General features: G+C 42.1%; 21 protein-coding genes. 9 read left to right on the forward strand and 12 right to left on the reverse strand.

Annotated features, from left to right (window positions below):
• Positions 1-130: 130 nt before the first annotated feature.
• Together KPY62_RS06425 and coaD are read right to left on the reverse strand one after the other, a co-directional pair.
• The gene (locus KPY62_RS06425; RefSeq protein ID WP_201621828.1) at positions 131-379 is read right to left on the reverse strand and encodes a YfhL family 4Fe-4S dicluster ferredoxin; all 249 of its coding nucleotides are present in this window, start codon (positions 377-379) and stop codon (positions 131-133) included.
• Positions 380-425: 46 nt separating this feature from the next.
• A complete protein-coding gene (gene coaD, locus KPY62_RS06430; RefSeq protein WP_216581279.1) occupies positions 426-935 on the reverse strand; it encodes a pantetheine-phosphate adenylyltransferase in 510 nt (169 codons plus the stop codon).
• 324 nt (positions 936-1,259) lie between these two features.
• Here coaD and smpB point away from each other — a divergent pair, with 324 nt between their 5' ends.
• Positions 1,260-1,736: an SsrA-binding protein SmpB gene (gene smpB / locus KPY62_RS06435; protein WP_216581280.1), complete on the forward strand. Its 477-nt coding sequence runs from the start codon at positions 1,260-1,262 to the stop codon at positions 1,734-1,736.
• A 161-nt stretch (positions 1,737-1,897) separates the two neighbouring features.
• Here smpB and KPY62_RS06440 read toward each other — a convergent pair whose 3' ends face one another.
• Positions 1,898-2,908, reverse strand: coding sequence for an EamA family transporter (locus tag KPY62_RS06440; RefSeq protein ID WP_216581281.1), 1,011 nt, complete (start codon positions 2,906-2,908; stop codon positions 1,898-1,900).
• A 293-nt stretch (positions 2,909-3,201) separates the two neighbouring features.
• Between KPY62_RS06440 and KPY62_RS06445 the strand changes: the two genes are divergently transcribed.
• Positions 3,202-3,669, forward strand: coding sequence for an Lrp/AsnC family transcriptional regulator (locus KPY62_RS06445; protein ID WP_201621824.1), 468 nt, complete (start codon positions 3,202-3,204; stop codon positions 3,667-3,669).
• A 46-nt stretch (positions 3,670-3,715) separates the two neighbouring features.
• On the opposite strand, the gene KPY62_RS06450 is transcribed toward KPY62_RS06445, so the two are convergent.
• A complete protein-coding gene (locus KPY62_RS06450) occupies positions 3,716-4,021 on the reverse strand; it encodes a hypothetical protein (RefSeq protein ID WP_216581282.1) in 306 nt (101 codons plus the stop codon).
• A gap of 275 nt (positions 4,022-4,296) precedes the next feature.
• On the opposite strand from KPY62_RS06450, the gene KPY62_RS06455 reads away from it, so the two are divergent.
• From KPY62_RS06455 to KPY62_RS06475, 5 genes are all read left to right on the forward strand, one after another.
• On the forward strand, positions 4,297-6,756 hold the full coding sequence (locus KPY62_RS06455) for a YgiQ family radical SAM protein (protein WP_216581283.1): 2,460 nt from the start codon (positions 4,297-4,299) through the stop codon (positions 6,754-6,756).
• 279 nt (positions 6,757-7,035) lie between these two features.
• Positions 7,036-7,446, forward strand: a complete 411-nt coding sequence (locus KPY62_RS06460; protein ID WP_216581284.1) for a hypothetical protein — start codon at positions 7,036-7,038, stop codon at positions 7,444-7,446.
• Positions 7,447-7,626: 180 nt separating this feature from the next.
• Positions 7,627-8,178 carry a hypothetical protein gene (locus KPY62_RS06465; protein ID WP_216581285.1) on the forward strand — a complete coding sequence of 184 codons (552 nt, stop codon included), beginning with the start codon at positions 7,627-7,629 and terminating at the stop codon, positions 8,176-8,178.
• Positions 8,179-8,410: 232 nt separating this feature from the next.
• A complete protein-coding gene (locus tag KPY62_RS06470; protein ID WP_216581286.1) occupies positions 8,411-9,532 on the forward strand; it encodes a Fic family protein in 1,122 nt (373 codons plus the stop codon).
• 266 nt (positions 9,533-9,798) lie between these two features.
• Complete coding sequence (locus KPY62_RS06475) at positions 9,799-10,065, forward strand: antibiotic biosynthesis monooxygenase family protein (RefSeq protein ID WP_228730597.1); 267 nt, start codon at positions 9,799-9,801, stop codon at positions 10,063-10,065.
• A 92-nt stretch (positions 10,066-10,157) separates the two neighbouring features.
• On the opposite strand, the gene KPY62_RS06480 is transcribed toward KPY62_RS06475, so the two are convergent.
• The 6 genes from KPY62_RS06480 to KPY62_RS06505 form a co-directional block, all read right to left on the reverse strand.
• Positions 10,158-11,741 (reverse strand): DUF2971 domain-containing protein, encoded by a 1,584-nt coding sequence (locus tag KPY62_RS06480; protein WP_216581287.1) that lies wholly within the window; start codon positions 11,739-11,741, stop codon positions 10,158-10,160.
• A 7-nt stretch (positions 11,742-11,748) separates the two neighbouring features.
• On the reverse strand, positions 11,749-13,740 hold the full coding sequence (gene ligA / locus KPY62_RS06485) for an NAD-dependent DNA ligase LigA (protein ID WP_228730742.1): 1,992 nt from the start codon (positions 13,738-13,740) through the stop codon (positions 11,749-11,751).
• Between the two features lie 363 nt (positions 13,741-14,103).
• Positions 14,104-15,132 (reverse strand): cell division protein ZipA C-terminal FtsZ-binding domain-containing protein, encoded by a 1,029-nt coding sequence (locus tag KPY62_RS06490; RefSeq protein ID WP_216581289.1) that lies wholly within the window; start codon positions 15,130-15,132, stop codon positions 14,104-14,106.
• A gap of 374 nt (positions 15,133-15,506) precedes the next feature.
• The gene (locus tag KPY62_RS06495) at positions 15,507-19,385 is read right to left on the reverse strand and encodes an AAA family ATPase (RefSeq protein ID WP_216581290.1); all 3,879 of its coding nucleotides are present in this window, start codon (positions 19,383-19,385) and stop codon (positions 15,507-15,509) included.
• A gap of 227 nt (positions 19,386-19,612) precedes the next feature.
• Positions 19,613-19,861 carry a hypothetical protein gene (locus KPY62_RS06500; RefSeq protein ID WP_216581291.1) on the reverse strand — a complete coding sequence of 83 codons (249 nt, stop codon included), beginning with the start codon at positions 19,859-19,861 and terminating at the stop codon, positions 19,613-19,615.
• 91 nt (positions 19,862-19,952) lie between these two features.
• Complete coding sequence (locus KPY62_RS06505; RefSeq protein WP_201621955.1) at positions 19,953-20,756, reverse strand: sulfite exporter TauE/SafE family protein; 804 nt, start codon at positions 20,754-20,756, stop codon at positions 19,953-19,955.
• A gap of 195 nt (positions 20,757-20,951) precedes the next feature.
• On the opposite strand from KPY62_RS06505, the gene KPY62_RS06510 reads away from it, so the two are divergent.
• Together KPY62_RS06510 and KPY62_RS06515 are read left to right on the forward strand one after the other, a co-directional pair.
• The gene (locus tag KPY62_RS06510) at positions 20,952-21,956 is read left to right on the forward strand and encodes a biotin--[acetyl-CoA-carboxylase] ligase (RefSeq protein WP_216581292.1); all 1,005 of its coding nucleotides are present in this window, start codon (positions 20,952-20,954) and stop codon (positions 21,954-21,956) included.
• 176 nt (positions 21,957-22,132) lie between these two features.
• Positions 22,133-22,873, forward strand: coding sequence for a pantothenate kinase (locus KPY62_RS06515; RefSeq protein WP_216581293.1), 741 nt, complete (start codon positions 22,133-22,135; stop codon positions 22,871-22,873).
• A 113-nt stretch (positions 22,874-22,986) separates the two neighbouring features.
• Here KPY62_RS06515 and KPY62_RS06520 read toward each other — a convergent pair whose 3' ends face one another.
• Together KPY62_RS06520 and KPY62_RS06525 are read right to left on the reverse strand one after the other, a co-directional pair.
• Positions 22,987-24,198 carry an FAD-dependent oxidoreductase gene (locus KPY62_RS06520; RefSeq protein ID WP_216581294.1) on the reverse strand — a complete coding sequence of 404 codons (1,212 nt, stop codon included), beginning with the start codon at positions 24,196-24,198 and terminating at the stop codon, positions 22,987-22,989.
• A gap of 215 nt (positions 24,199-24,413) precedes the next feature.
• Positions 24,414-25,145: an amino acid ABC transporter ATP-binding protein gene (locus KPY62_RS06525; RefSeq protein ID WP_216583192.1), complete on the reverse strand. Its 732-nt coding sequence runs from the start codon at positions 25,143-25,145 to the stop codon at positions 24,414-24,416.
• Positions 25,146-25,341: the final 196 nt, after the last annotated feature.

Below are 25,341 nucleotides of genomic sequence, written 5' to 3' on the forward strand. Positions count from 1 at the left end.
TGCTGGCACGCCCTTTGCTAGTTAGCTTAGATTTTTGCCAAACTTATTATCATAGATAGCGGATTAGAGGCAGGTAGTAGTTGCTAGTGATGGTTAATACTTGCATTTAACTGGAGCGTTTTACTAGGACTTATTTGCCAGTGATACGCTTGTATTTGGACATTAGATCACTTTGAGTCTCTACATAATCAGGATCATGAGGAATACAGTCGATAGGACAAATAACTACGCATTGTGGCTCATCAAAATGCCCGACACACTCAGTACAAAGATCAGGGTCAATAACATAGATATCATCGCCCTCAGAGATAGCATCGTTCGGGCAAGCAGGCTCGCAAACATCACAATTGATGCATTCATCAGTGATTAATAGCGCCATGCGCTGCTCCTTAGGTGTAGACTAACGGTCATTAGGACTCGAACTTTTAAAGTTTTAACTTTTGTGCAAAAGCTTCAGCAACACAGCTAGGTACAAACTTATTCACATCACCGCCTAGTTTAGCAATCTCGCGAATCATCGTCGATGAGATGAAGGAATAGTTCTGTGAGGGCGTCAAAAACACCGCTTCAAAATTCTCATCCAACTCACGATTCATATTGGCCAGCTGAAACTCATATTCAAAATCTGACATTGCTCGCAGGCCACGCAGCACTGCAGTAGCATTTTTTTCACGCATAAAATCGACAAGCAAACCTTCAAAGCCTATTACCGAAACTTGTGGTAAATCAGCAAATACGGTCTCTACTAACTCTACGCGCTCTTCAAAGTTGAATAAAGGCTTTTTATGGTGTCCTGAGGCTACCGCAATAATGACCTGATCAAACAGCTTGACCGCTCGGGTTACTAAATCCACATGGCCATTAGTAATAGGATCAAAAGTGCCTGGGTATAGAATTCTAGTATGCAAACGTGAAGCGGTAGCAGGGAGACTCATAATGGAGCTACTCTAATCATTAATAATACTGCGTATGCTAGCAAATTTTAGCTCAAGTTAACACTTATCTGTCAGTAAAAAGAGTCCCTATTAGCTTTTAGGGAGATATCGCTATCACTAGGGACCACTTAAGCTAACTTTATGAGTAGTTGTCGCAACGCAGTCACTACATTTGTTATAGCAGCAGAGCTACATTTGCGCTTAATGCTTTGCTACAATAGCGGCTCGACTCATCAGCACCTATTAGCAACTAGCGGCAATATTAATAGTCAAAATTATATACACAGCTTGCTTATACGATGAGGAATTATAGAGGAGGATCCTATGTCAAAAAAATCAAGAAAACCCGAGAACCAAATTTGTGCCAACAAAAAAGCGCGGCATGAGTATTTTATTGAAGAAACCTTTGAGGCAGGAGTAGTCTTACAAGGGTGGGAAGTGAAAGCCATTCGCGCTGGTAAAATGACAATTACCGAAGCTTATGTCATCTTCCGTAATGGAGAAGCTTTTCTTTTTGGCTCGCATATTCAACCGCTGCTAAGTAGCTCGACTCATGTTAGCCCTGATGGTATTCGTACTCGTAAGTTGCTGCTTAATCGCCGAGAGATTGAGAAGCTGTTTGGTGCGGTCAATCAAAAGGGTTATTCCTGCGTGCCCTTATCTTGCTACTGGAAAAACTCCTTAGTCAAATGTCAGATTGGGTTAGCATTAGGTAAAAAACAACATGATAAACGCAAGACCTTAAAAGATCGCGACTGGGAACGTGACAAACAGCGTGGCTTTAAACAGCATTTAGACTAAGTGTTTTGATAAAAAACACAGCTAATATGCAGAAAAAAAGGACGACTTAGTAATCACTGAGTCGTCCTTTTTTTGGGTTAAATCTTAACATTTATGGCCTGGCTAATAGGGCTGTCATTAATACGTTTTCACTAATATTATTCAATAAATAGCCGCTAAACCTAGACCGCTTGCGAGACTGTAAGCTGTTGCTGCGGTTTACGCGCGCGACGCAGTTGGCGAATACCGTGGATAATCAAAAACACAATACCTAGCCAGATCAAACCATAGCTATATATCATCGCAGATTCAAATGGATTTCCCAGTACAGTTATCGCCAAGATAAATAACAATGCCGGCTCCAAATAACTCATCATGCCATAGACGTTTACTGGCAACATTTGACTGGCATCGACGTTAGTTTTCATTGCTAAGACGCTCAAAATACCAAGCCCTGTCAGCATAGCTATAAAGAACCAAGATCCAGATACTAGGCCTAAACTACTTGGTTCAAAGAACACTAAATAACCGAGTGCAAAGGGTACAAAGATAGTCAAATCAATCAGTAAGCCGGTCACCGCCCCAATGCCTTGCAAGCGACGCAGAATATAATACATAGGATAAGTACCACATACCCACAGAGTTGCCCAAGAGACGCTTTGCGTACGTATAATTTCACTACCTACACCTAAAGCGGCAAAAGCAACGGCTAACCACTGCAAGCGGCTTAATTTCTCACCGAATAGCACACAGCCGAACACCACCATCATTAACGGAAATAAGAAATACCCCATAGCGGTTTGTACGCCTTGGCCGTTCACTGGTGCCCACATAAACAACCAAAACTGACTCAAAAATATCGGTGTTGGTAACAGTAACCATGCCCACTGCTTAACTGAGCCTAAGCTCCTCAATTTAGCAATATGAGTACTCAAACCCCCACTAATCACTAAGTAACCTATCAGCGCCGCCCACATCGCCAGCATACGCCAGATAAAAACTTGTGTCCCTGATAGCGGTGCCAAAAAGCTACTGTAAGCATAGAGTACTCCGAATAGCAGATTGGACAATACCGCTAGCGCTACGCCCATCATTAAAGTGCGCTGCTGTGCGCTACCCGTGGTCCACATCGCTGGCATCGGTAAGCGTGCCAGCGTTGAGGCTACAGTGTTAGCTAAGGTTGAAGTAGACATAAGGCACCTTGAGTGGCATTAGCAGTTAAAAAATACTTCATGATCACTATTATTATTATTTTTGAGCGAGAAGTAGGGTTGATAAGGAATAGTTTATAGTTAGCAGATGAGAAAATATTTCTATATTCAATTAGATATGAACATATTTATCTTAATATTGAGTAAAATATCAATAAATTCTTATTTTATAACTTATAGTGATAACACTTCTATAATTAAGCCAAATATGTTCGCAGTTTGATTCGTTGAACCCCATTCATTATTCATTATTTATACTCTTAGAGATCAACCTTATGCTCCAGCCATTAGACAATACTGATAAAGCCATTTTGAATTTGCTGCAAGATGACGCCACCCTACCGTTAAAAACTGTTGCAGAACACGTCAATGTTTCTATCGCTACTGCGCAACGTCGGGTGCAAGCTCTAATAGATAACGGGGTGATTACTAAGCAAGTGGCTATCGTCGACCCTAATAAAGTTGGCTATAGCTTGACGGCCGTAGTGATGGTAGAAATGGAGCGCTCCAATAACTCTATGCAGCATCGATTCGAGCGCTTAATGAACGCCCAAGCGCAAGTGATGAGCTGTTATGAAGTATCTGGCGATGCTGACTTTATGCTTATGGTCAGTGCGAAGAATATGAGCGACTATCATCAATTTACCCGCAGTCTACTCACTTACGAAAATAATGTACGCAATTTTAAAAGTCAGTTTGTGATGAACTTTACCAAGAGTGGTACGAAGATTTATTTAGATTAATAACCATTGTTAATAACTGCTGACAGCTACTAGGTGATGGATAATATTAGGATTTTTTAACTGCCCGTAAATGAAGAAAATAAGGAGTGGCAAAAATTAAGGTTAGCAGTGCATAAGGCGATAAAATGAGTAAATACGACTCCACATCAATACCGCCTAGCCGCAGATTGATTATGTATTCAAAAGTGATTAATGCCATGCCTGCTATCGGAAACAAAAGCGCGACTGCTAGATGCTTGATAGTGAATGATTTACTTTTATATAAGCCATTTCTTTGAAAACTGATTGTCGCTATCAAATGAATAACTGTGACTAACGGCATAAAAAAAACTAATAAAATCATGGCAAGCATATTACTCCCCTTAATCTGATGCAAAGCAGTCGCTACATCATTTATTCTAAAACCATAGGCTAAATGGTTTTATTTTTATAATAGTGTTTTTTATAGGAGCATTTTTTATGACATAAAGCAATCAAAACACCCGCGTTTTATTCACAGACTGTAATTGGATTACTCCACGCTATCAACAACTTATCATAAATCATAACGCTCAATAAGTCGCATCATGAATACAATTCATGTTAAAATGAGCGCCTTTAAATTAGCATTAATAAATAGGTCTGCCCATGTCTGCCGATACCATCGCCCGCACCGCCTTTAAACAAGGCACTAAGCCCCTTTACGACTATGATAAACATTGGGCGAGCTGTTATGAGCCTGCGCCCTTTTTGCCGATGAATCGTGCTGAGATGGATGCTCTGGGATGGGATGCATGCGACGTGATTATCATATCCGGCGATGCTTATGTTGACCACCCTAGCTTTGGCATGGCGATTATTGGCCGTTTATTAGAGGCGCAAGGCTTCCGAGTCGGTATCATTGCTCAGCCAGATTGGAAGAGCAAGGATGCCTTTATGGAACTCGGTAAGCCAGTCTATGCTTACGGTGTGACGGCGGGCAACATGGATAGTATGATCAATCGCTACACCGCTGACCGTAAGATTCGTAGTGATGATGCTTACTCACCAGGTAATGTCGCTGACAAACGTCCTGACCGTGCTGCTATCGTTTATAGCCAGCGCTGCCGTGAAGCCTATCCAGATGTGCCTATTATCTTAGGGGGTATCGAAGGTAGCTTGCGCCGTATCGCTCATTATGACTACTGGTCAGACAAAGTACGCCGTAGTATCTTGCTCGATGCCCGTGCCGACGTCTTATTGTATGGTAACGCTGAACGCGCTATCGTCGACGTGGTGCATGGCCTGTCAAAAGGCTATACCCTTGAGCAGATGAGTAAGCTACGTGGCACTTGCTACTTATTGACCCCTAGTCGCCGTCACTGGCAAGCTGATATGATCGAAGTGATCAGTAACGATGTTGATACTGTCGGTCGCGTTGATCCGATTATCAACCCTTATGTTATGACTGAAGACTTAGACCAGTGCTCAATTGAACAGAATAAGCCTAGCGACTCCCCTGTTGGACAATCCATGTCAGGAATGTCAGGGCAGTATCCAGGATTTGTGTCTGAGCCTGTGACTGATAAAGTTATCAATGCTGATCAAGTAGATGAAGAAACGCAAGTAGTACAAATGCGTGGCTTCGATAAGCCTCAAACTGCGCGTAAACATAAAATTAAAATGCCAGCTCGCGAGCAAACGGTTATTCGTCTCCCTGATTATGAGCATGTGAAGTCAGATCCAGTACTTTATGCTCACGCTAACCGTATCTTGCATTTGGAAACCAATCCGGGTAATGCTCGCGCTTTAGTGCAACGCCACAGTAGTGGTGCTGGTAACTCCCATACGTCAATCGATGTCTGGCTTAACCCGCCGCCGATTCCGCTATCGACCGAAGAAATGGATTATGTGTTTGACTTGCCTTATGCACGTCTGCCGCATCCAAGTTATGGCAATGCACGCATCCCTGCTTATGACATGATCAAATTCTCAGTCAACATCATGCGTGGCTGTTTTGGCGGTTGCACTTTTTGTTCTATTACTGAGCACGAAGGTCGTATTATTCAGAACCGTTCTGAAGAGTCTATCCTACGTGAAGTGGAAGCTATTCGTGATACAGCGCCTAACTTTACAGGGGTTATCTCTGATTTAGGCGGCCCAACAGCGAATATGTATCGTCTAAGCTGTAAAGATGAGACTATCGAGAAGAACTGTCGGAAGCCCTCTTGTGTCTATCCTGATGTCTGCGAAAACCTAATCACTGACCATAGCAATCTGACTAAACTCTATCGCAAAGCTCGTGATATTAAAGGGGTGAAAAAGATTCTTATCGCCTCGGGTTTACGTTATGACTTAGCGGTAAAAGACCCTGAATACGTCAAAGAGCTAGTGACTCACCACGTCGGTGGTTATCTCAAAATCGCTCCTGAACATTCAGAAGAAGCAGTGCTATCGAAGATGATGAAGCCTGGCATGGGCTCATACGATAAATTTAAAGCGATGTTTGAGCAGTTTAGCGCGGAGGCTGGTAAAGAGCAGTACCTTATCCCTTATTTCATCGCCGCACATCCAGGCACTAAAGATGAAGACATGATGAACTTGGCGTTATGGCTTAAGAGTTACGGCTATCGTGCTGACCAAGTACAAGCTTTTTATCCTAGTCCGATGGCGACAGCAACGACGATGTATCATACCCATAAAGACCCGCTACGTAAGATCAGTCGTGATGAAGGGGATATGGATATCGTCAAGTCTGGCAAGCAGCGTAAACTGCATAAAGCCTTCCTACGTTATCATGATCCTAAGAACTGGGTACTATTACGTAAAGCGCTACAAGATATGGGCCGTAGCGATTTAATTGGTAAGAATAGAGGCTGCTTAATACCGCCATTCAACGCCAGCTTAGAAGGCCGTGATGCCGCACAAGACAGCTATCAATCAGCGCGTAAGAAGAACAGTCGCATAGGTAATGATTCTGTTAAACGCCGTGGCAATAATACTGCTACTGGTGCAGATACTAATGACTCAGCAAACAATAACGCTGCCGTTAAGAACGTCAAAAAGCGTGTCAGTAAGGGTAACTTCCAGACGCAGCATACTGGTTTGCCACCACGTAAGACAAAATAAGGCAGTTAGTTGATATAGCTACCTAGTTAGATCATTTAACGGTATAAAAAACGCATAATATCTTACCAGTGTTATGTGTTTTTTATTGCCATTTATTAGCTCAAATTAACAATTACATTAGTCAGCATTTGAGTAACCAAGCTAACAACTCGGAACAATTTCTAACATTTAGTCGGGCTAGTTTTAGTTATTATGGCTGCGATGCATTTAACGCATTAATGCTACAAGACTTAGATATAAAAGACTAAGATTTAAATGACCATACTTTCGGAGAAACGCATGAATACTTTAATTAAATTGGCTACTGCCGTACCAGCTATCGCTCTATTGGGTGCTTGTTCGACTATGACCCCTGCTCCTAGCACCCCAACAACAGTACCATCTGAAAGTGTTACTACTCTCGCTTATGACCGCATGGCTCCAGCCCGTTATACTTGTACTGATAACAGTCAAGTAATGGCTAAACAATCTATCAATAAACAGCAAGTTATGGTCACTGCAACTTTACCAAAAGTTGGTTGGTCACAACAGCCAATCCTATTAAACGGTGAAGTTCAAGGCAATACTGCAAGCTACGTTAATGAATCAAATCCAGAAGTGATCTACGCTTGGCACATGCAGGATGATAAAGGTATTTTGGCCATGAAATGGGCAGATGGTAAAGAATATCAAGTAAATTGTAAAATCTAAGTCAGCATTTATAATACTATCAGTGAATGATAGTAGATAGATAAAACAGTCATCTAACGGTGGCTGTTTTTTTATGGCTATCTGAATAATTAAAGAGTGTAATGGCTATCAAATTAGCCTTAGTCAGCGTTAATTATGCGACAATAATGGCAACTATAATATTATTAAAAGGATCAATCGATGGCCAAGCGTTTAGCAACTATGATGATAATAACGATAGCCAGTACTGCAACGCTATTAGGCTGTGATAAGCGCTCTGAAACTACCGAGACTGTCCCCGATACCAAAGCGGTAGCAACTGAACAAGCGGCCTCTAGCACAGTAGATATCAACACGCCGGCGACTGCCGTTGACTGGTCGAAGGTAGCGACTAAAGAAAAACCTGCTGATCTTGCTAGCTATAAATTCCCTTTTGCCCTGGATAGTCAAAACGTTAAAAATTACGCTGATTATTTCAAAGTAGATAAACCCACTGCTCAGTATAATCTCACTGTAGGCATGGCTAGTAATGAGGCCTTATCTAAGGTGCTTGATCAATTGGATACTAGCTATACTTCTCATGAAGTCACTGATGGCGAGAAAACTAAACTAGTCATTCATACTACTGCTGATATCGATGCCAGTAGCTATGATTATGTGTTTGAAGAAGACTTCGCTAAAGGGCTAGTCTTACCTATTGAGATTAAACCTGATGGTATCAAAATTGAGAGTGATCCGCATGCAGGGTCTTAGGATTTAAAAAATACGATAACTTGTCGCTCACTTTTTACAAAATTTGATAGACAAAAACATTTAAGGTATATATATTAACCCCTATACAGCTTGTCTATCAGATTAGATAGAATGTGAGAGTCAAAATATTTTGTTATAACTATATTTATAGCAAGTGATGTAGACGCTCACATTGATAAAGTTTTGAAACTTAAAGTAACCAAACAATCTATTACTTAAATTGGCCACTATTATGCCTTTAGATTTGACTGAAGCTGTTACCTATCATTATGACAAGTTTCCGCCTACAAACCTTAATTATGGCGGGTTTGTCAATGAACTAATCAAAGCTACTGATGCTATTGCCCGCTATGATCAAATGCTCAAGAACATGCATAATAGTGAAATACTGCTGGCACCCCTACGGAATCAAGAAGCGGTTATCTCTTCTAGAATGGAGGGAACCGTTAGTACAATGGATGAGATTTTAAAGTTTGAAGCAGACTATGAGAATGATAGCACTATCACCTCTAGCGTAAGGTCTGAAGTTGTAGAGACTATTCTTTATCAAAGAGCTTTGAAAGATGCACAAGAAGCGCTGATAGATGGCTATCCTATGTCCCAATCTATGCTTAAAACTATTCATCAACGTTTATTGTCTTTTGGACGTGGCGCAACTAAATCTCCAGGCGAGTTTAAAACTGAGCAGAACTATTTAGCGGATCGTTATAAGCGAACCATATTATTTGTGCCGATTACGCCTGAGAGGTTAACCGACGGTCTGGAAAACCTTTTTGAATATATAGAATCTAGTCAGGACCCTTCTTTAATAAAGGCTGCGTTTACTCATGTAGAGTTTGAAGCTTTACATCCTTTTAAAGACGGTAATGGACGCATAGGTCGTATGCTAATTACTTTAATGTTATGGCAAGCGGGTACTATTTCTGCTCCGTATTTTTATATCAGTGGTTACTTTGAAGAGAACAAAAACAGATACATAGATATGATGAGGGAAGTCTCACAATATAATAACTGGGATAATTGGTGTGCTTTCTTCCTAGAAGCCGTGGAGAAGCAATCGATTAGAAATCTGAAAATCGCTGAAGATATTCAGGCTTTGTATGAAGATATGGAACAACGTTTCGCTGATATATTATCCTCAAAATGGAGTGTTATTGCTCTAGACTTTGTGTTTACTAACCCTGTATTTCGTAACAATAAGTTTACTAACCAGAGCGGTATTCCTGCGGCAACCGCTTCAAGGTTTACGAGACTCTTATTGGATGAAGGCATTATCAGTCAAATTGAAGAATCCTCTGGTAGACGACCTGCACTTTACTCGTTTGAGCCATTGATGGAGTTGGTGAGGGTTTAAATATTGTCATCTAAGAACTGATGTTGATTCCTTAGATTAGGTCACTGCTAGCGAATACGAGTATGTGTTTGCAGAGCCTTTTGCTAAAGGATTGACGATACCGATTGAGATTAAGCCAAATGGCGTCAAAGGGAGATCAATATTAATCCGCATGAGGGGACTTAGTGGATTATATAGTACTAATCATTAAGAGACACTTATATCAGAGATCGCTAAGACGCTAAGCCCTCCTAATTACGCCGTGATTTTTAGCTCTACGCGCACTAATGGCGACGATGGTTACGCTGCTCGATGGTTACGCTGCTATAGCTGATAGAATGACTGAGCTTGCATCCGAACAAGAAGGGTTTCTTGGTATTGAATCAGCCCGAGAAGATATAGGTATTACTGTGTCATATTGGGCTAGCGAAGAAGCTATCAAGCAATGGAAGCAAAACGCTAAACATCTCGAAGCGCAGCACTTAGGTCATAAAAATTGGTATGCTAAATTTAAAGTTCTAGTAGCAAAGGTTGAGCGCGATTATGGGATTTAATTTTTAGTGTTGATGATGCAGTATGTAGCGTGGGCGATAACCCACGGAATATGAAAATATTATAGAACGTGGGTTATCACCCATGCTACGTTTTAAGTCTGCCGATAAGGATTGTTTGATAGCTCTATTTTGACTTCTGTATTGCGAAGCAACCAAGATAAGTATATTTGATATTCGTTAGCAGCAGGAGCTATATATACTTTATTAAGATTCTCTTTTACCTCAGCTTGGTACTCAACGTATAAAAATCTTCCAAACTCCATTTGAACTTTGGTATCTTTAAGTGCAGTAATATAAACTATACGACATTCTTGTTCTTCTTGAAATGCTGAATGCTTAACAAGGTACTTCAAAGGTAACAAAATTTCGTTCTCTAAAATATATAATTCATTTACAAATCCTGTGTAGTTATCTTTTAATTTTAAATACTCAACTTTAAACGAATCGTAGTTATCTTTTAATTTTTCTAGACTTTTTAATACTATGTCTCTTTTACTATTTACATACTCAGTGTACTTTCGCCAGTGATTTTGAGCCTCTTCTTTGTTCTCAAACTCGTTATAGAATGTAACTTCGTTTCTTTGAGCCAAATGTACATAACCATTACTAACGTCTAAATACATACATCTAAAGACGTTTTGTTTACGTATACTGATATCTATTGTGTTCGATGATACGTCTACATTTCTAATATCATCAACTTCTTTTTGAGAAATAATCTCTATTGGATCATTAACTGCTTTATTGTATTTTTTCTGTATAGTGTTGTTTAGAAAAAAATGTTTATTAAAAACTAAGCTAACTCCTGAAGCTTCCTTGTTATTTTCTTTACCGTATAGTCTAAATTGGTTAAGACTATCGTGATTAAAAGTAAAGCAACTTAGAAAAGCATGATAGTCTAAATCTAAATTAACACCATCTATATTACTACCCTTTTTCCCCGTGAGATAGTTCATTAACAAGCTACCTTCACTGGGATCGTTGACATTTTGTATGGTATTTAATCTAAATAAATTTTCCTCCTTTTTAGAGTCGCTTAGTAAAATGTTTGCAACCGTAGTACTTGTATAGTGAGCAAGCTTTCTTTCGTACTGATTTTCGTGATTGCACTCTACGATTAAACTGGACTGTATTTTTAACACTTCCGTTAAAGAACTTAAAAAATATTGAGCAATTTCTCTAGTTTCTTCTTTGAGAAGCATCATAGATATTTTTATTAAACAATAATTTTCATAAGAGTAAGAGACGCCTAATGCTTCAAAAAATTTAAAGGCATTTTTATAGTTTTCTTTTAAGATAGAATCCTTTCCAAATTTGAATATAATATCTTCTGCGGAGAGCAGACCTCTTTCAGATATCATTATACTTATAGGTTCAAACTCTTTATCTCTATATAGCTCTACAAGTCTATCAAAGGATTTGTTAATATCATCCTTTTCACTAAGTCCTAGATTAATTTGAGCTAAATAATAACTTACTTTGTTATCCCTTTTCTCAATGTCAACTAAGGCTTTATACCCTAAAGGTCTTTGCTTACTGTAATAGGAAAGATTAAATATTTTTAATCTCGCATCTGTAAAAGCTTCTCCTCCATCCTTCTCACGAGTTACCTTCTGCAACTCCTCAATTTCTTTCCGAGTCTCATCATCCAAATCTTTCAAATCATCAATATTCATAATCACTTTACTCCTCAACCAAACCCAAAAACTCATCCTCACCCACCACCTTTACCCCTAACTTCTCTGCCTTTGCCATCTTCGAACCCGCTTTCTCACCTGCTAGTAGCGCAGTGGTTTTAGCAGAGATGCTGCCCGATACTTTTGCGCCTAAGGCTTGTAGTTTCGCCTTTGCTTCATCACGAGCCATGCTTGCCAGTGCCCCAGTGATTACCCACGTCTGACCATCAAGTGGTAAATCGCTAGATGCTTTGTGTTCCACTTTATCCCAATATATACCAGCTGCCAGCAAGGCATTAATGACCTCGATATTGTGTGGGGCACGGAAGAATTTATACGCCAGCTCAGCAGTTATAGTACCAACATCAGGGGTTTGGATAAGGGTCTCGATATCAGCAGCCATCAAGCTATCGAGATCGCCAAATTGCTGGGCGAAGCTCTGGGCAGTGCCTTCGCCTACCCCACGAATACCGAGCGCATAGATAAAGCGAGCTAGCGTCGTATGTTTGCTGGCCTCAATGGCGGCAATGATATTTTGTACTGACTTTTCACCCATTTTTTCAAAAGTAATCATCTGCTCTTGATGCTGATGCAACTGATAAATATCAGCGACAGTCTTGACTAGTGCATGCTCAAAGAAACTGATCAACCAACGCTCGCCTAAACCATCGATATCCATCGCCCGACGTGAGACGAAATGAATCAAGGCTTCTTGCTGTTGCGCCGGACAGAAGAGACCACCTGTACAGCGTGCTAATGCTTCATCTTCGGGTAAGACTACTGGCGAGTCGCATACCGGACAAGTGGACGGCAGCACCACTGGCTCGCTATCGGCTGGACGCTGATCATGCCAAACCCGAGTAACTTTAGGGATAACGTCACCAGCACGATGAACGCTGACCATATCACCAGCTCGCACATCTAAGCGTTGAATCTCACCAAAGTTATGAAGAGTGACATTACTTACTGTGACGCCACCTACTTTGACAGGCTCTAACTTGCCGACTGGCGTAATTTGACCGGTACGCCCAACTTGCCAGTCAATAGACTGCAGGCGAGTCATAACCGTTTCTGCTGGGAACTTATAAGCAGTTGCCCAACGTGGCTCTCGGGATAGAAAGCCCAGCTGCTGTTGTAGCGCTAAGTTATTTACTTTGATCACCGTACCATCAATCTCGAATGGTAATTTTGCGCGCTTTTCAATCACGGACTCATAATATTCTTGCGCCTCGCGGGGGTTCTGTACCACTCTCACGGCGCTAACGCTAAAGCCAATGTCACCTAGCCAAGCAAGCGCTGCTGATTGGGTATCTAGCTTAGCAGGCAAGCCTTGATTGATTGAATATCCATAAAAAGCTAAGGGGCGACTCGCTGCTATGGCAGGATCGAGCTGACGTAAGCTACCAGCAGCAGCATTACGAGGATTAGCAAAGACTTTTTCGTCGTTCTCTTCTGCTAAACGATTAAGACGCTCAAATCCCGCTTTGGGCATCAGTACTTCACCACGCACTTCTAATAGCTCAATATCAGCCGCGTCAGCTAGCCATAACGGCAGATTGCGAATAGTTTTAGTATTTTGAGTAATGTCCTCGCCAGTTTGGCCATCACCACGCGTGACTGCTTGAATAAACTGTCCATAGGCATACTTTAACGACACCGCTAGCCCATCTAGCTTTAGCTCAACCTCGTATTCAGGATTTTGTTGCGCGTCACTCAGACGGTCATTGACTCGGCGCATAAAGTCGCGCAAATCATCGTACTCAAAGACATTACCTAGCGATAACATCGGGATATCATGAGTCACTTGGGTAAAGGCTGATAGCGGTATATCGCCCACTTGATTTATGGGACTATCCGGCTGTACTAAATCAGGAAACTCTTCTTCAAGCTCAATTAAAGACAGGCGTAACTGATCATACTCGCTATCCTCTAAAACAGGATTATCGAGTACGTAGTAAGCATTATTATGGGTTTGTAGCGCCTTAATAAGTGTGCGCATCTTAGCGATAATCACATCATCATTTGCAGGACGATTTGCAGGATGAGTAGCAAGGTCACTATTAACAGTATTCTGGCTGTTTTGTGAAGTAGTGATTTGCGCAGGAATTGCTGGAGAAGAAGTCGGTCGGATAGAGTCAGTCATAGTCGGTGTCTTCGCTGTTCAAGATACCGATATAATAACAAGTTTGGCTGTTTTTGTGAGCATTGATTAAGCATTGATAAGGGCAAATAACCTAACTTTTATCATAGAGCTTGCTATGAAAAGTTAGGCTATTTGACCTTTATTGACTATTTCAAGATTTAACTGAGCTGGCTTTTAATAACTAACTTTTAATGACCTACTTTTAGAGATAAGCAGCGGTTACACATAATCACGTACTTGATTACGCAGTTGTTGCTTATATTCAGTAGTGATTTGCTGATTATTCTCATCAAGAATCATAGCATCTAGATCATTGGCCATCATATAGGCAATGCTCATCATACTATCAAAGCTGCGCAAGGCTTGCGGATGCGGTAGCGATAAGAACACTACTACGCCGTTATAAGTATTAGTTGCGACACTGTGCGGATCAAAAGGCGCAATACCATCATCAGTAATACCCATCATACTAAACCACAGCATACCAGTACCGTCTTTTTGCTCATAGCGATGGAACATATTCATCGCTCCAAAACGTAAGCCATACTTATCAATAAGGGTTAACAAGTCACGGCCACGAACTATCGAAGGCGTGCGATCACGATATTGGTGCGGCAAGATAGTAATATTAATATTATCTTTAGCATTAATAAGCGGACCGTTCTGTGCTTGATCGACTGGCGACAGCAAATGCTGATCAAGAATAGGACTATTATCAGTGAAATTTGGCTCTTCTGCTGTATCAATAGTAGGCATTAAACTATCCGTCGCTGACATTAAGCTAGAGAAGGCATCAGGCTCTTGCGCACTGTAAGTTGACTGATACTCACTCTCCTCATTACTTAGCTCATTAGAGAAATGTGCAAACTCAGCATCATCAACAAGTTGCTGTTCAGCCTGCCAGCGGGCATAGTCAGCAGCATCAATACTGTCTTCGTTATGAGTATTGTCTTTAACAGTGTCATATGGCGTAGAATGCACAGGTGACGAAGGCTCATCTACAATGACAGCATTTAGATAGTCACGGTTGGGGCCAATAATGGTTTCACCAGCGAAGGTATCTTCTAGGTCTGGCTGATCGATTACATTACGCTCATGACGAGGAATGATCGGAATGCCATTTTTATCGTACTCGACGACAGCAGTTTCAGCGTTTTGACGACGCTTAAAGCTACGAATGACCATAAACAGCCCTGCAAAGACGATAAATGCAGCAATGGCAATTAATACAAACTGAATAGCGGTCATGAGAGACACATCCTAATAACAATAACAAATGAAAATAAATTGCAAAGTATAAATTGGAATAGTTTAGCATGGCTATCCCATGCCGTCACCACTTTGTACAGCCCTTAGCTTGCGCTGCTTGCTGACTCTAGGTAGTAGAGTTTACTACTTGCTAAGCAATAGACTTATTTTCGCTAATTTAAAACTGGTTAATACTACCCTACTTACTAACTTAGCTCCTAACTCAGTTACTAACTTAATAACTAGCATTCAGTTATCCAGAGCTTGTAACCCTTAAAGTTAGAGCATCATCTGGTAGCTTTGGTTGAAAAATTAAGCGCCAAAACCTAACTATTAATGTTTTTTACTAGTGTTAAATATTGAGCTAAGCCAGACTAAAGATCAACATAGTGCTCAGCTTCATCCAATGAAACGCTTACTAGTGTCGAGATTCCAGCGCTGGGCATAGTGACCCCTTTGAGCTCATCGGCGATTTGCATAGTCAGCTTGTTATGGCTAATAAATATAAACTGTAAGTCATCCGCTAGCTCATGAATTAGACTAGTGAATCGACCTACATTAGCATCATCAAGCGGAGCATCGACTTCATCAAGCACACAAAACGGTGCTGGATGCTGCTTAAATATAGCAAAAATTAAACTCAGAGCCGTTAAGGTCTTTTCGCCACCGGATAATACCGCCAAGCGACTGTTGCGCTTGCCTTTAGGCTGCGCCATTAAAGTCAGCCCCGCTCGCCATTGTTCCGACTTAGCCGTATCCGCTGGCATATCTTCCAAATTCAACGTCAAACTGGCTTGACCACCGCCGAATACTTTGGCAAATAGCTTAGCCAATTCACTATTAACACTATCGAGAGTCTGCATAAACAGGGTCTTAGTAGTCTCATCAATAGAGGCAATTGCCTCCGTCAAAGTCTGCATGCTAGCGGCAATATCTTCGGTCTGCTGGTTCAAGGGTGCTAAGCGCTCATTCACTTGTGCCAATTCAGCAATAGCTGCTAAATTAACAGGGCCAATCCTACTCAATTGCTGGGTAAGCTTAGTGGACTCAGCTTGTAATTCAGTAATTTTATCTGGGCGAACTCGGCGCTCGTGGGTAATAAAGTCAGTCAATAAACTGGAGACACTGACAGTCGATGGCGAATTATGTGGATTGTTTTTATTAATAATTTGATAGTAACTATCTAAAGCATCCTGAGTCTGCTGAATACTATCTTGCAAATGGGCCTCGCTAAGCGCCAGTTCAGTTGCTTGGCTAGCTAATTTGCTTTGCTGAGTCTGCAATTGAGTTTGCGACTTATCTAATTCGATTTGCTGTTGGCTATAGTCTTGTTTCAGTGCCGTTAATGCCGTCTCACGTTCTGCCAATAATGCTTGCTGCTCATCACGGGTGGTTTGCGCCGCTTGCAGTTTTGCTTGTATGTTAGGTAGTTGCTGCTTATGAGTTTGCAAGCGCTTTTGCAAGGTCAGCTCGCTTTGTACGGCTTGCTCATATACGGCATTGACGCGCGCTAAACTATCAGTACTATGCTCAAGACGCATCTCACCTTTTTGTACGGTCAGCTGCAATGACTGCCAAGCGTTGTCGTCCAATTGGCGATTACGGTTTAACTCGTTACGCTCATTCTGTAAGTGCTGACTATTAGCTCGGGCTGCCTCTAATTTAGGTCTTAGTGCCACCAAGCTGTGCTCAATTTGCTGCTTTTCGCTATCTAATACCTTTTGCTCTTGAGCTAATTCTTGCTGCTCGGCTAACAGTAATGCTTGGTCAGCTTGTAAGCGCTGCTCCTCCGCCTGTTGGCGCTCATTGGCAGCTTGCTGCGTAGTCAACTGTTGCTGTTGGCGATAGTTATCTTGCGTTAAGCGCTGAGCCTGTGCCTGGGTTTCTTCTAAACTGACCGTCAAAGCATCGTAATTAGCTTGGGTGCGCTTGATCGTCTGCTGCTGGGTTAGAATTTGACTGTCAGATTCATCGAGTAGCGTCTCTAATTGCTGTAAGCGTTGACGCTGCTGCAAACGTTGACTCAAAAACTGGCTGTTACTGTGCTCATTGTTTTGGTCACTGCCATTAGGGTGTTGTGCTGCTGTAACCTTAGTGAGGTTGACACTACCTAACCTACTAATTATCCAACCGTCTGTAGTTAATACTAGTGCTGTTGGCGGTAATACTTTAGTAATAGTCGCCAGCTCTGCACTCGCTTTATCGCTGTTAACATTTTCATCAGCGAGATACAGATAACACTGCTGCCATAGCGCCAAAGCTGGCTGCGCTATCAACTGGGCTAAAGGTAAAATCTTGGCGCTGAGATCGGTTGCTAGCTCATCAAATATGCTTTGCTGCTTATTCGTTTGCTTAGGGGTTTGCTTAGTAGGCAGCCACAAGCTATGACTTAGCTGCTGGCGGCTATTGTGCTGCTGATAGCTAAGTAGTTCTGCTAAGTAAGGCTCAAGCGTTTGTCCTAAATTGGCTTTGGATGCTGTACTGTCATTAGGCGCTGTTAGGTGCGACTGATCTGCTTGAGCGGTCACTAGCACATGGCTATCTAGCCACATCGCCAACAAGCTATCGAGTAGCTGTGCGTATTGCTGACCTTCAGCAGTTAGCTCAATTTGCTCACGTAAAGTAGCTATAGCTAGCTTCGAGGGCTGGTGCAGTGCACTTGCTGCTTTATCTTTTGCATCACTACTTTGGCTAAGCAAATTTTGCTGATTTTTGACTGGTTTAGGATGCAATATCTGATGCAGGGTATCGTACTCGCCAGCCAATGATGCTTGAGATTTTTCTTGCTTGATTAGTTCTACCTGCTGTGCCGCTAACTGCTGCTGTAAGGTTCGAGCTTGTGGTTGTAGCTCCGACAGACGCTCTGCCACGCTATCTTGTTGCCGCGCGTTTTGTTGCAGCTGCTCTTTAAGCGTGGCTATTGATAGCATTGACCCTTTATCAGTATCAGGCTGCTGTAACTGCTGCCACAATAGCTGCCAATTTTGCTGACGGCGGCTCCATTTATCTTGGCTTAGCTGCTGGCGCTGCTGAGACTGAGCATTCAGTGCTTGCTGTTGCTCAAGCTTGCGCTCACTCTCTTGTAGCCGTGACTGTTGATCTTGCGCCTCATACAAAGCACATTTTAAGGGCTGCTCATCACGATTATAGCGCTCACGTTTAGCCGTCAGCTTACTCAGCTGCGGACGTAGCTCTGCTAACGCTTCTTGCTGCTGATCCCGTTGGCTCTGTAACGTTTCACTCTCAGCGATTGCTTGCTGGCGCTGGCTATCTAAACTAAGTAGCTGCTGCTCTATTTGCTGTAGTTGTGCTTGAGCGTTATTAAGCTGCTGCTCGGCTTGCTGATAGCTCAACTGCTGCTGATAATGGGCGCTTTGCGCCTCATCTTTGAGCCATTGTTCTTGATTAATACAAGTGCTAAGCTTATCTTGCTTGGCTTTGATACGCTCATAATCAGCTTGAAGTGTCGCTACGCTAGCAGCACTATTTTCATGAGCTAGCTTATGCTGCTGCTGAGTGTGTTTGGCTTGGTATAACTGTTGGATAGCCAGTTGCTGCTTTACATCAGCTAGGGCTATGGCAAGCTCTTCATAACGCTGAGCACTAGTTGCTTGTTTTGCTAGCGATTTTTGTTGGCGTACTAATTCGCTTTGCATATCATACAGGCGGGCTAGATTGTCTTGAGTCATTGAAAGCTTTTTTTGAGTTTCTGCACGTCGTACTTGATAGCGCGAGACCCCTGCTGCCTCTTCAATGAATTCACGCAATTGTAGTGGGCTGGACTCTACAATCCGGCCAATCATACCTTGTTCGATCACCGCATAACTACGAGCGCCAAGACCGGTGCCCAAAAACACATCGACCACATCACGGCGACGGCAACGGGTACCGTTTATAAAGTAATCTGAACGACCTTCTAAGTTCACTTGCCGACGTACAGACAGCTCATGATACAAGTTAAACTCATGGCGAATACCAGTGTGCTCATCTTGGGTATGCTCAAAGGTAAGCTCAACACTAGCCATGCTTTTGGCAGCTTTATCTTGCGTACCGGCAAAGATAACATCGCTCATTGCACCGCCACGTAGCTGCTTAGCAGACGTCTCCCCTAATACCCAACGAATAGCATCAATGACATTCGATTTGCCACAGCCGTTTGGCCCGACAATGGCAGTGATGCCGCGGGGGAAAGTAAAAGTAGTTGAGTTAGCAAAGGATTTAAACCCTGCTAGTTTTAGAGATTTTAAACGCATGAAGAGCCAGTAAACTTAGCAAAAACAGGCGGCTATTCTACCTTAAATTCTCGGGAGGTTTTAGAGTTTTAGGGTGTTAAGTATAATCTGATATAGGCAGATTAATCTTTTGTGTGCAGACTTCAATTTCTACAAACTAATCCCTTGGCTCAACAGAACATCAAGCAATATAAAACCCGACGCCATCAAAGCTGTAATAAAATTTTTACTTTGTAAGAGAGTCTTTATTAACTCTTTACTCGCTTAGCCCACCATTTCAATATAAGTACCAGTATGGCAACAGCATAAAGCAGCCAAACACCACCTTTTAATAAGTCGATAACTATAAACGGGGATTTTGATATTTCGCTTAAATCAGTTGCCGATATATTTTTTGCATAGCTTTGGGCGACAAGGCCTAAGAAGAAATAGAGAGCAGCTGCAATAAAAGTCGTTAAAATTAATGCTATAACAAATCTTTTGTCATTTCTATGCATACTTTTTATCCTTGTAAGAATTACTTAATAGCACGTTGCTACTCAGATTTCAGCTTATAGCATGCTTATAACATGCTTACAGTATCCCAGTCTAAATCATCCCAAGACCACTCAACAATAACTGGCCACCTGCAAACACTAACAACACACCAAAAGCACGTTTTAGCATTAACGCTGGTAGTTTATAAGCCAGTTTTGCGCCTACTTTGGCCATAATAAAACTGATGACTGAAATACATAAGAAGCCGCTGATATGCACGAAGCCGATAGTACCCTCTGGTAAGTTTTCTACGTTCTGACCGAACCAAGCAAAGCCTAATGCTCCAGCAATTGCGATCGGCAAACCGCAAGCAGCAGCTGTGCCTACGGACTGCTTCATGGTCAGCCCTGCCCAGTTTAAGAACGGCACCGTCAAACTACCACCACCAATACCAAAAATAGAAGAGGCTAAGCCAATACCCGTACCAGCACCGAATTGCACTCCAGTCGAAGGTAAAGGTTTGCCCAATTGTTCTTTATTAGAGAAGAACAGCATTTTTATAGCTACTAATAAGGCCCCACCACCAATGATGGCTTTTAAGGCTTGCCCATCAATCGACTCTGCCACTGCTGCTCCTATTAAGCTACCAATTACCAAACCTAGTCCCATCTTGCGCCAAATATCCCAGCGCACGCCGCCACGTTTATTATGAGCCGTCATAGAGCTGATTGAGGTAATGACAATAGTCGCTAATGAAGTACCAATCGCCAAATGAGTAACGACTTCAGCAGGAAAATGGTAAGCCGTAAAAATCCATACTAAAGCTGGTACAATAATCATGCCGCCACCCACCCCAAACAATCCAGCGCAAACTCCTGCGAACGCACCTGCAATGACAAACCATACGTATAACATCATCAAATTGACCTTTTATCGAGCTTATTTTTATATCATAATAGTTAGCATGTTAGTGGCAATATGCCTATTAGTATCAACACTAGCAATCATCAGCTAGGATTTCTCATCACTTACCTTATTTGTAAGCTGAGGAATTAACGGATAACACGCCTAAGTATAACAAAGATTTTAATAACCACATCGACTAAACTTATGTCATTAACCAATAGTCCTAATAGCCTATTAAGCTTCAATCATCGCCATGTTATCAGTAGTGTTTCAACCAATAGCGAACTAATAGACGCTATCAAGAACACTAGTCTCGCTGCCGATGAGCTGCACTTACTCACTGCTGAAACCCAGAGTGCTGGGCGTGGGCAACGTGGTCGCTCTTGGCAGTCGCCACTAGGTAATGTTTATCTGTCGCTGTATCATCCGGTGACTATGCCCATCAGTGGCTTATTGTCCTTGATCATCGGTGTTGAGTTAGCAAAAATGCCCGTTATCGATGAGCTAAATGAGCAACTAAATGCCCAAGGACTGAACCCTATTGGGGTAAAATGGGCTAATGATTTAGGCTTTTATAAGACCTCGCCTTTGTCAGATAAACTAGCAGGGGGACATACAGGCTATCAAATAAACCAGCAAACAGATCTGAATGACCATATTAGCTCTGGTAGAAGCGAAAATGCTGACCAGCAGATTATCTATTTTAATAAGCTAGCAGGTATTTTAATCGAACCAGTATGGTGCGCAAGCAAACTAGTTGGAGTAGTCATGGGTGTTGGTCTGAACGTACAAGCCACGCCAAAGCTGACTGCCCAAACTTGTGAAGGTATGAGCTATCAGGCCTTAAGCTTGCAAGATATTTATCAGCAGCTTGAGGCAACAGACGCAGCTCCTCTACCTAAGTTATCAAGCCTTTATCAACAAGTCAGTAATGCTCTAATAGCATCGATCAGCTGTTTTCACTCATTGATGATTGAAAAATCATCGACAGAAGTCACTGCTGCCAATAATTTTATGCGACAATTTAATACGCTGGATGCATTGGCAGGGCTACGCTTACAAGTCACTCAAAACCATAATGGCGAATCTCAGATCATAACCGGCACTGCTTGTGGCATTGATGCCCAAGGGTGTTTGCAATTGCGTCAAGATAACGGTAAGCTTGCCGCGCTTTTTACTGGTCGTATTGACGTTATTGACAAGTATTAAACGCTATATGACCATCAGATTTAATTTGCTAAAAGTGTCGAAAGTGGCATGATTATTGATATAAATACAAAGTTAATCTAGCTCTGCAAGCGCTTAGTAGTTGCTTGTTCGCCGATGCTTATAAATTGCTTTACTGCAGTTGCTCATAAATTGATTTAGCGTATAAAAGGATACTTATGCTCTGGCTTGACCTAGGCAATACCCGACTTAAATATTGGCTGACCGATGATATCGGACAAATCGTCTCACATGATGCCAAGCAACACTTGCAAGCACCAGCCGAATTGCTTATGGGTCTGACCGACCGTTTTGCGCATTATGCTCCTGACTTTATCGGTATCTCATCGGTATTAGGTGACGAGTTAAATGGCAAAGTATCAGAAACTTTGGGTCGATTAAACATCCCCTTTGCCTTTGTCAATGTCGATGCTGCGCACCCACTAATGCACAGTGTCTATGATCCTCATCAACTGGGTTGCGACCGTTGGTTACAGATGTTGGGCGCAGTAGATAAAAAGAAACGCCAATGTGTGATAGGGTGCGGTACTGCAGTAACTATTGATTTGATTGACCATGCAGAGCACTTAGGCGGCTATATCTTCCCTAGTATCTACTTGCAACGTGAGTCACTGTTTTCAGGGACTAAGCAGATTACTATCTCTAACGGTACTTTTGATAGCATTACTCAAGGTGTAAATACTCAAGATGCCGTACATCGCGGTATTCTATTATCCATCGTTGGCGCTATCAATGAAATCAGTCGTCGTCATCCGAACTTTGAGCTAATTATGACTGGCGGTGATGCTCGGATGATCGCCCAACACCTCAGCCGTTCGGTACGTATGCGTGATGATTTATTATTAAACGGTTTGGCTAGATACTTTGACAACAGTAAGCCACTAAGCAACAGCAACTAAGCTATTAAAAAAGCCAACCCTATCTTTTATAAAATTTTATAAAATTTTATAAAAGATAGGGTTGGCTAATAAAATAGGATTGGCTAATCACTTTATAGTTAGCCTATTGACAACTATACCTTAACAGGAATAGGCGCTTTGATAGTCGCCACTGCGCTGACCTCATTATTATCATTAAGCAGTTCCATCACTAGCTCATCATCGGTCTCGGTTTTTATCTGCCAATTGCCATCGCTACGAGGTACACCTGTCACCATCACTGAAATAGCTTTGTTTTTTAGGCGGATCATCGGTGGTTTATGATCATAACCATCATGACTGATCCCCAAGATATCATCAGCGATAGTCGTCGCTTGCGCGCGTAGCGGAGCGACATAACGACAAGGCACCCCATCGATAGACATACAGTCACCAATCGCATAAATATTAGCCTGATTAGTACGCAGGGTCGGCGCATCAACCACGATACCAGTACGTGGGTTGAATTCAATACCAGCAGCAGCAGGTAAAGTATCGTCTACCACTAAACCAGTACTAGCGATCACATGATCGACGATAAGCGTAGACGATTGCGGTGATTCAATATCACCCTCTGAGGCTAACGGCTTATAGCTAATTTCAAGCTGCTGATTGTGGCGAGTTACACTCGTCACTAGATAACCCCCTAAGAATTGAATACCTTGTGATTCAACGGCTTTAGCAATACGTGCTGTCGCTTTTGCTGGCAGCATCTGTGCTAATGGCGCATCATTCAAGTCAATCAAAGTTATCTTATGACCCGCTTTTAGCAAGTCCTCAGCAATTTCAGTACCGACCATACCCGCACCAACGATTGCGACATGCTGACTGCCCGTTGCTAGCTTTTGTTGCAGCTGCCCAAAGCGCTCAATATGATTGACGTGCCATACCAAATCTTGCGGTAAGCTTTTCGGGAAAATCGGATGCGCACCCATAGCTAATACTAACTTGTCATAGCTGATAGTAGCATACGCTGTATTGGCTGGATCTGAGCGATTAGTAGATACTAGCTGTAATTGTTGGCTCACTGCGTCAATGTCGCTGACATCAGTATTGGCCATTAAAGTGACCTCTGCTGCTGTTGCCGCATCAGCTCCTGTTGCTCGTACTAAGTCAGCTGCACTCTTTTTTTGACTAATAGCCATAGTCAGCATTGGCTTATGATAGCGATCGCCATTGTCACTAGTGATAAGGGTAATAGGAATCTGTTTATCCTTACTACGGATTGCATCGATCACATGCCAGCCAGCTAGACCAGCACCAATAATGACAATACCTGCCGGTTTATTAGAATTTTCTACGCTCATATTAGCTCCGAATAAATTATATATTGTACGTTACGAGTGTTAGCTTTGAATGTGATTTCTGAATGTGAGTTCTGAATATAGGTTATAAAAGATGCTAGCTATTGTAGCAGTAAACGCAGAGCCTACGAAAAAAACCAGCGTCCATAAAAAAGCGCCTTGATTAAAGACGCTTGTTATAAACAATGAGCGGACTATTAGGCTTAGTCGTTACTTAATTAATGGTTGAGAATTTTAGATAAGAACATTTGCGCACGCTCACTTTTTGCGCCTTCAAAGAACTCATCTTTACTGCAATTCTCAACGATGTGTCCTTCATCCATAAAGATGATACGGTTAGCGACTTGGCTAGCAAAGCCCATTTCGTGAGTAACACACATCATCGTCATACCCTCACGAGTCAACTCCACCATCACATCGAGCACTTCTTGAATCATTTCCGGATCTAGCGCTGAGGTTGGCTCATCGAATAACATAGCGATAGGATCCATCGCTAAAGCTCGAGCAATCGCTACTCGTTGCTGCTGGCCACCGGACAGTTCCGCTGGGTATTTTGCGGCTTGCACTGTCAAGCCTACTCGATCTAAATAAGCCATGGCTTTCTTTTTGGCTTCCGCTTCTTTACGGCCTAGCACTTTGACTTGCGCTACAGTCAGGTTATCAATAATAGTTAAATGCGGAAACAATTCAAAATGCTGGAACACCATACCCACTCGACTACGTAGCTTAGGCAAGTTGGTTTTAGAAGCGCCGACTGAGATATCGTTGACTATAATCTCGCCTTTTTGAAAAGGCTCTAAGCCATTGACTGTCTTAATAAGCGTTGATTTACCACTGCCTGACGGGCCACAGACTACTACTACATCGCCTTTATGAACGTGAGCAGTGCAGTCCGTTAGCACTTGGAAATCACCATACCATTTGCTAACACTGTCCATCTCAATGACCATCTCGCTACTAGCATGACCACTATCGGTGACTAGCCCGCCAAATTCATTTATGAAGGTCTTAGCATCATTCATTACTGTCTCCCAACTTATACATTCATAGATAATGGTCTTGAGCTTAATAAGCGCTCATTAACATTGATATTTAGGCTTAAAAACTTACAGTCCATTACTAAAACTTATCTTTAAAGCCTATATT

It is taken from the genome of Psychrobacter sp. TAE2020 (assembly GCF_018919485.1).
GTDB lineage: Bacteria > Pseudomonadota > Gammaproteobacteria > Pseudomonadales > Moraxellaceae > Psychrobacter.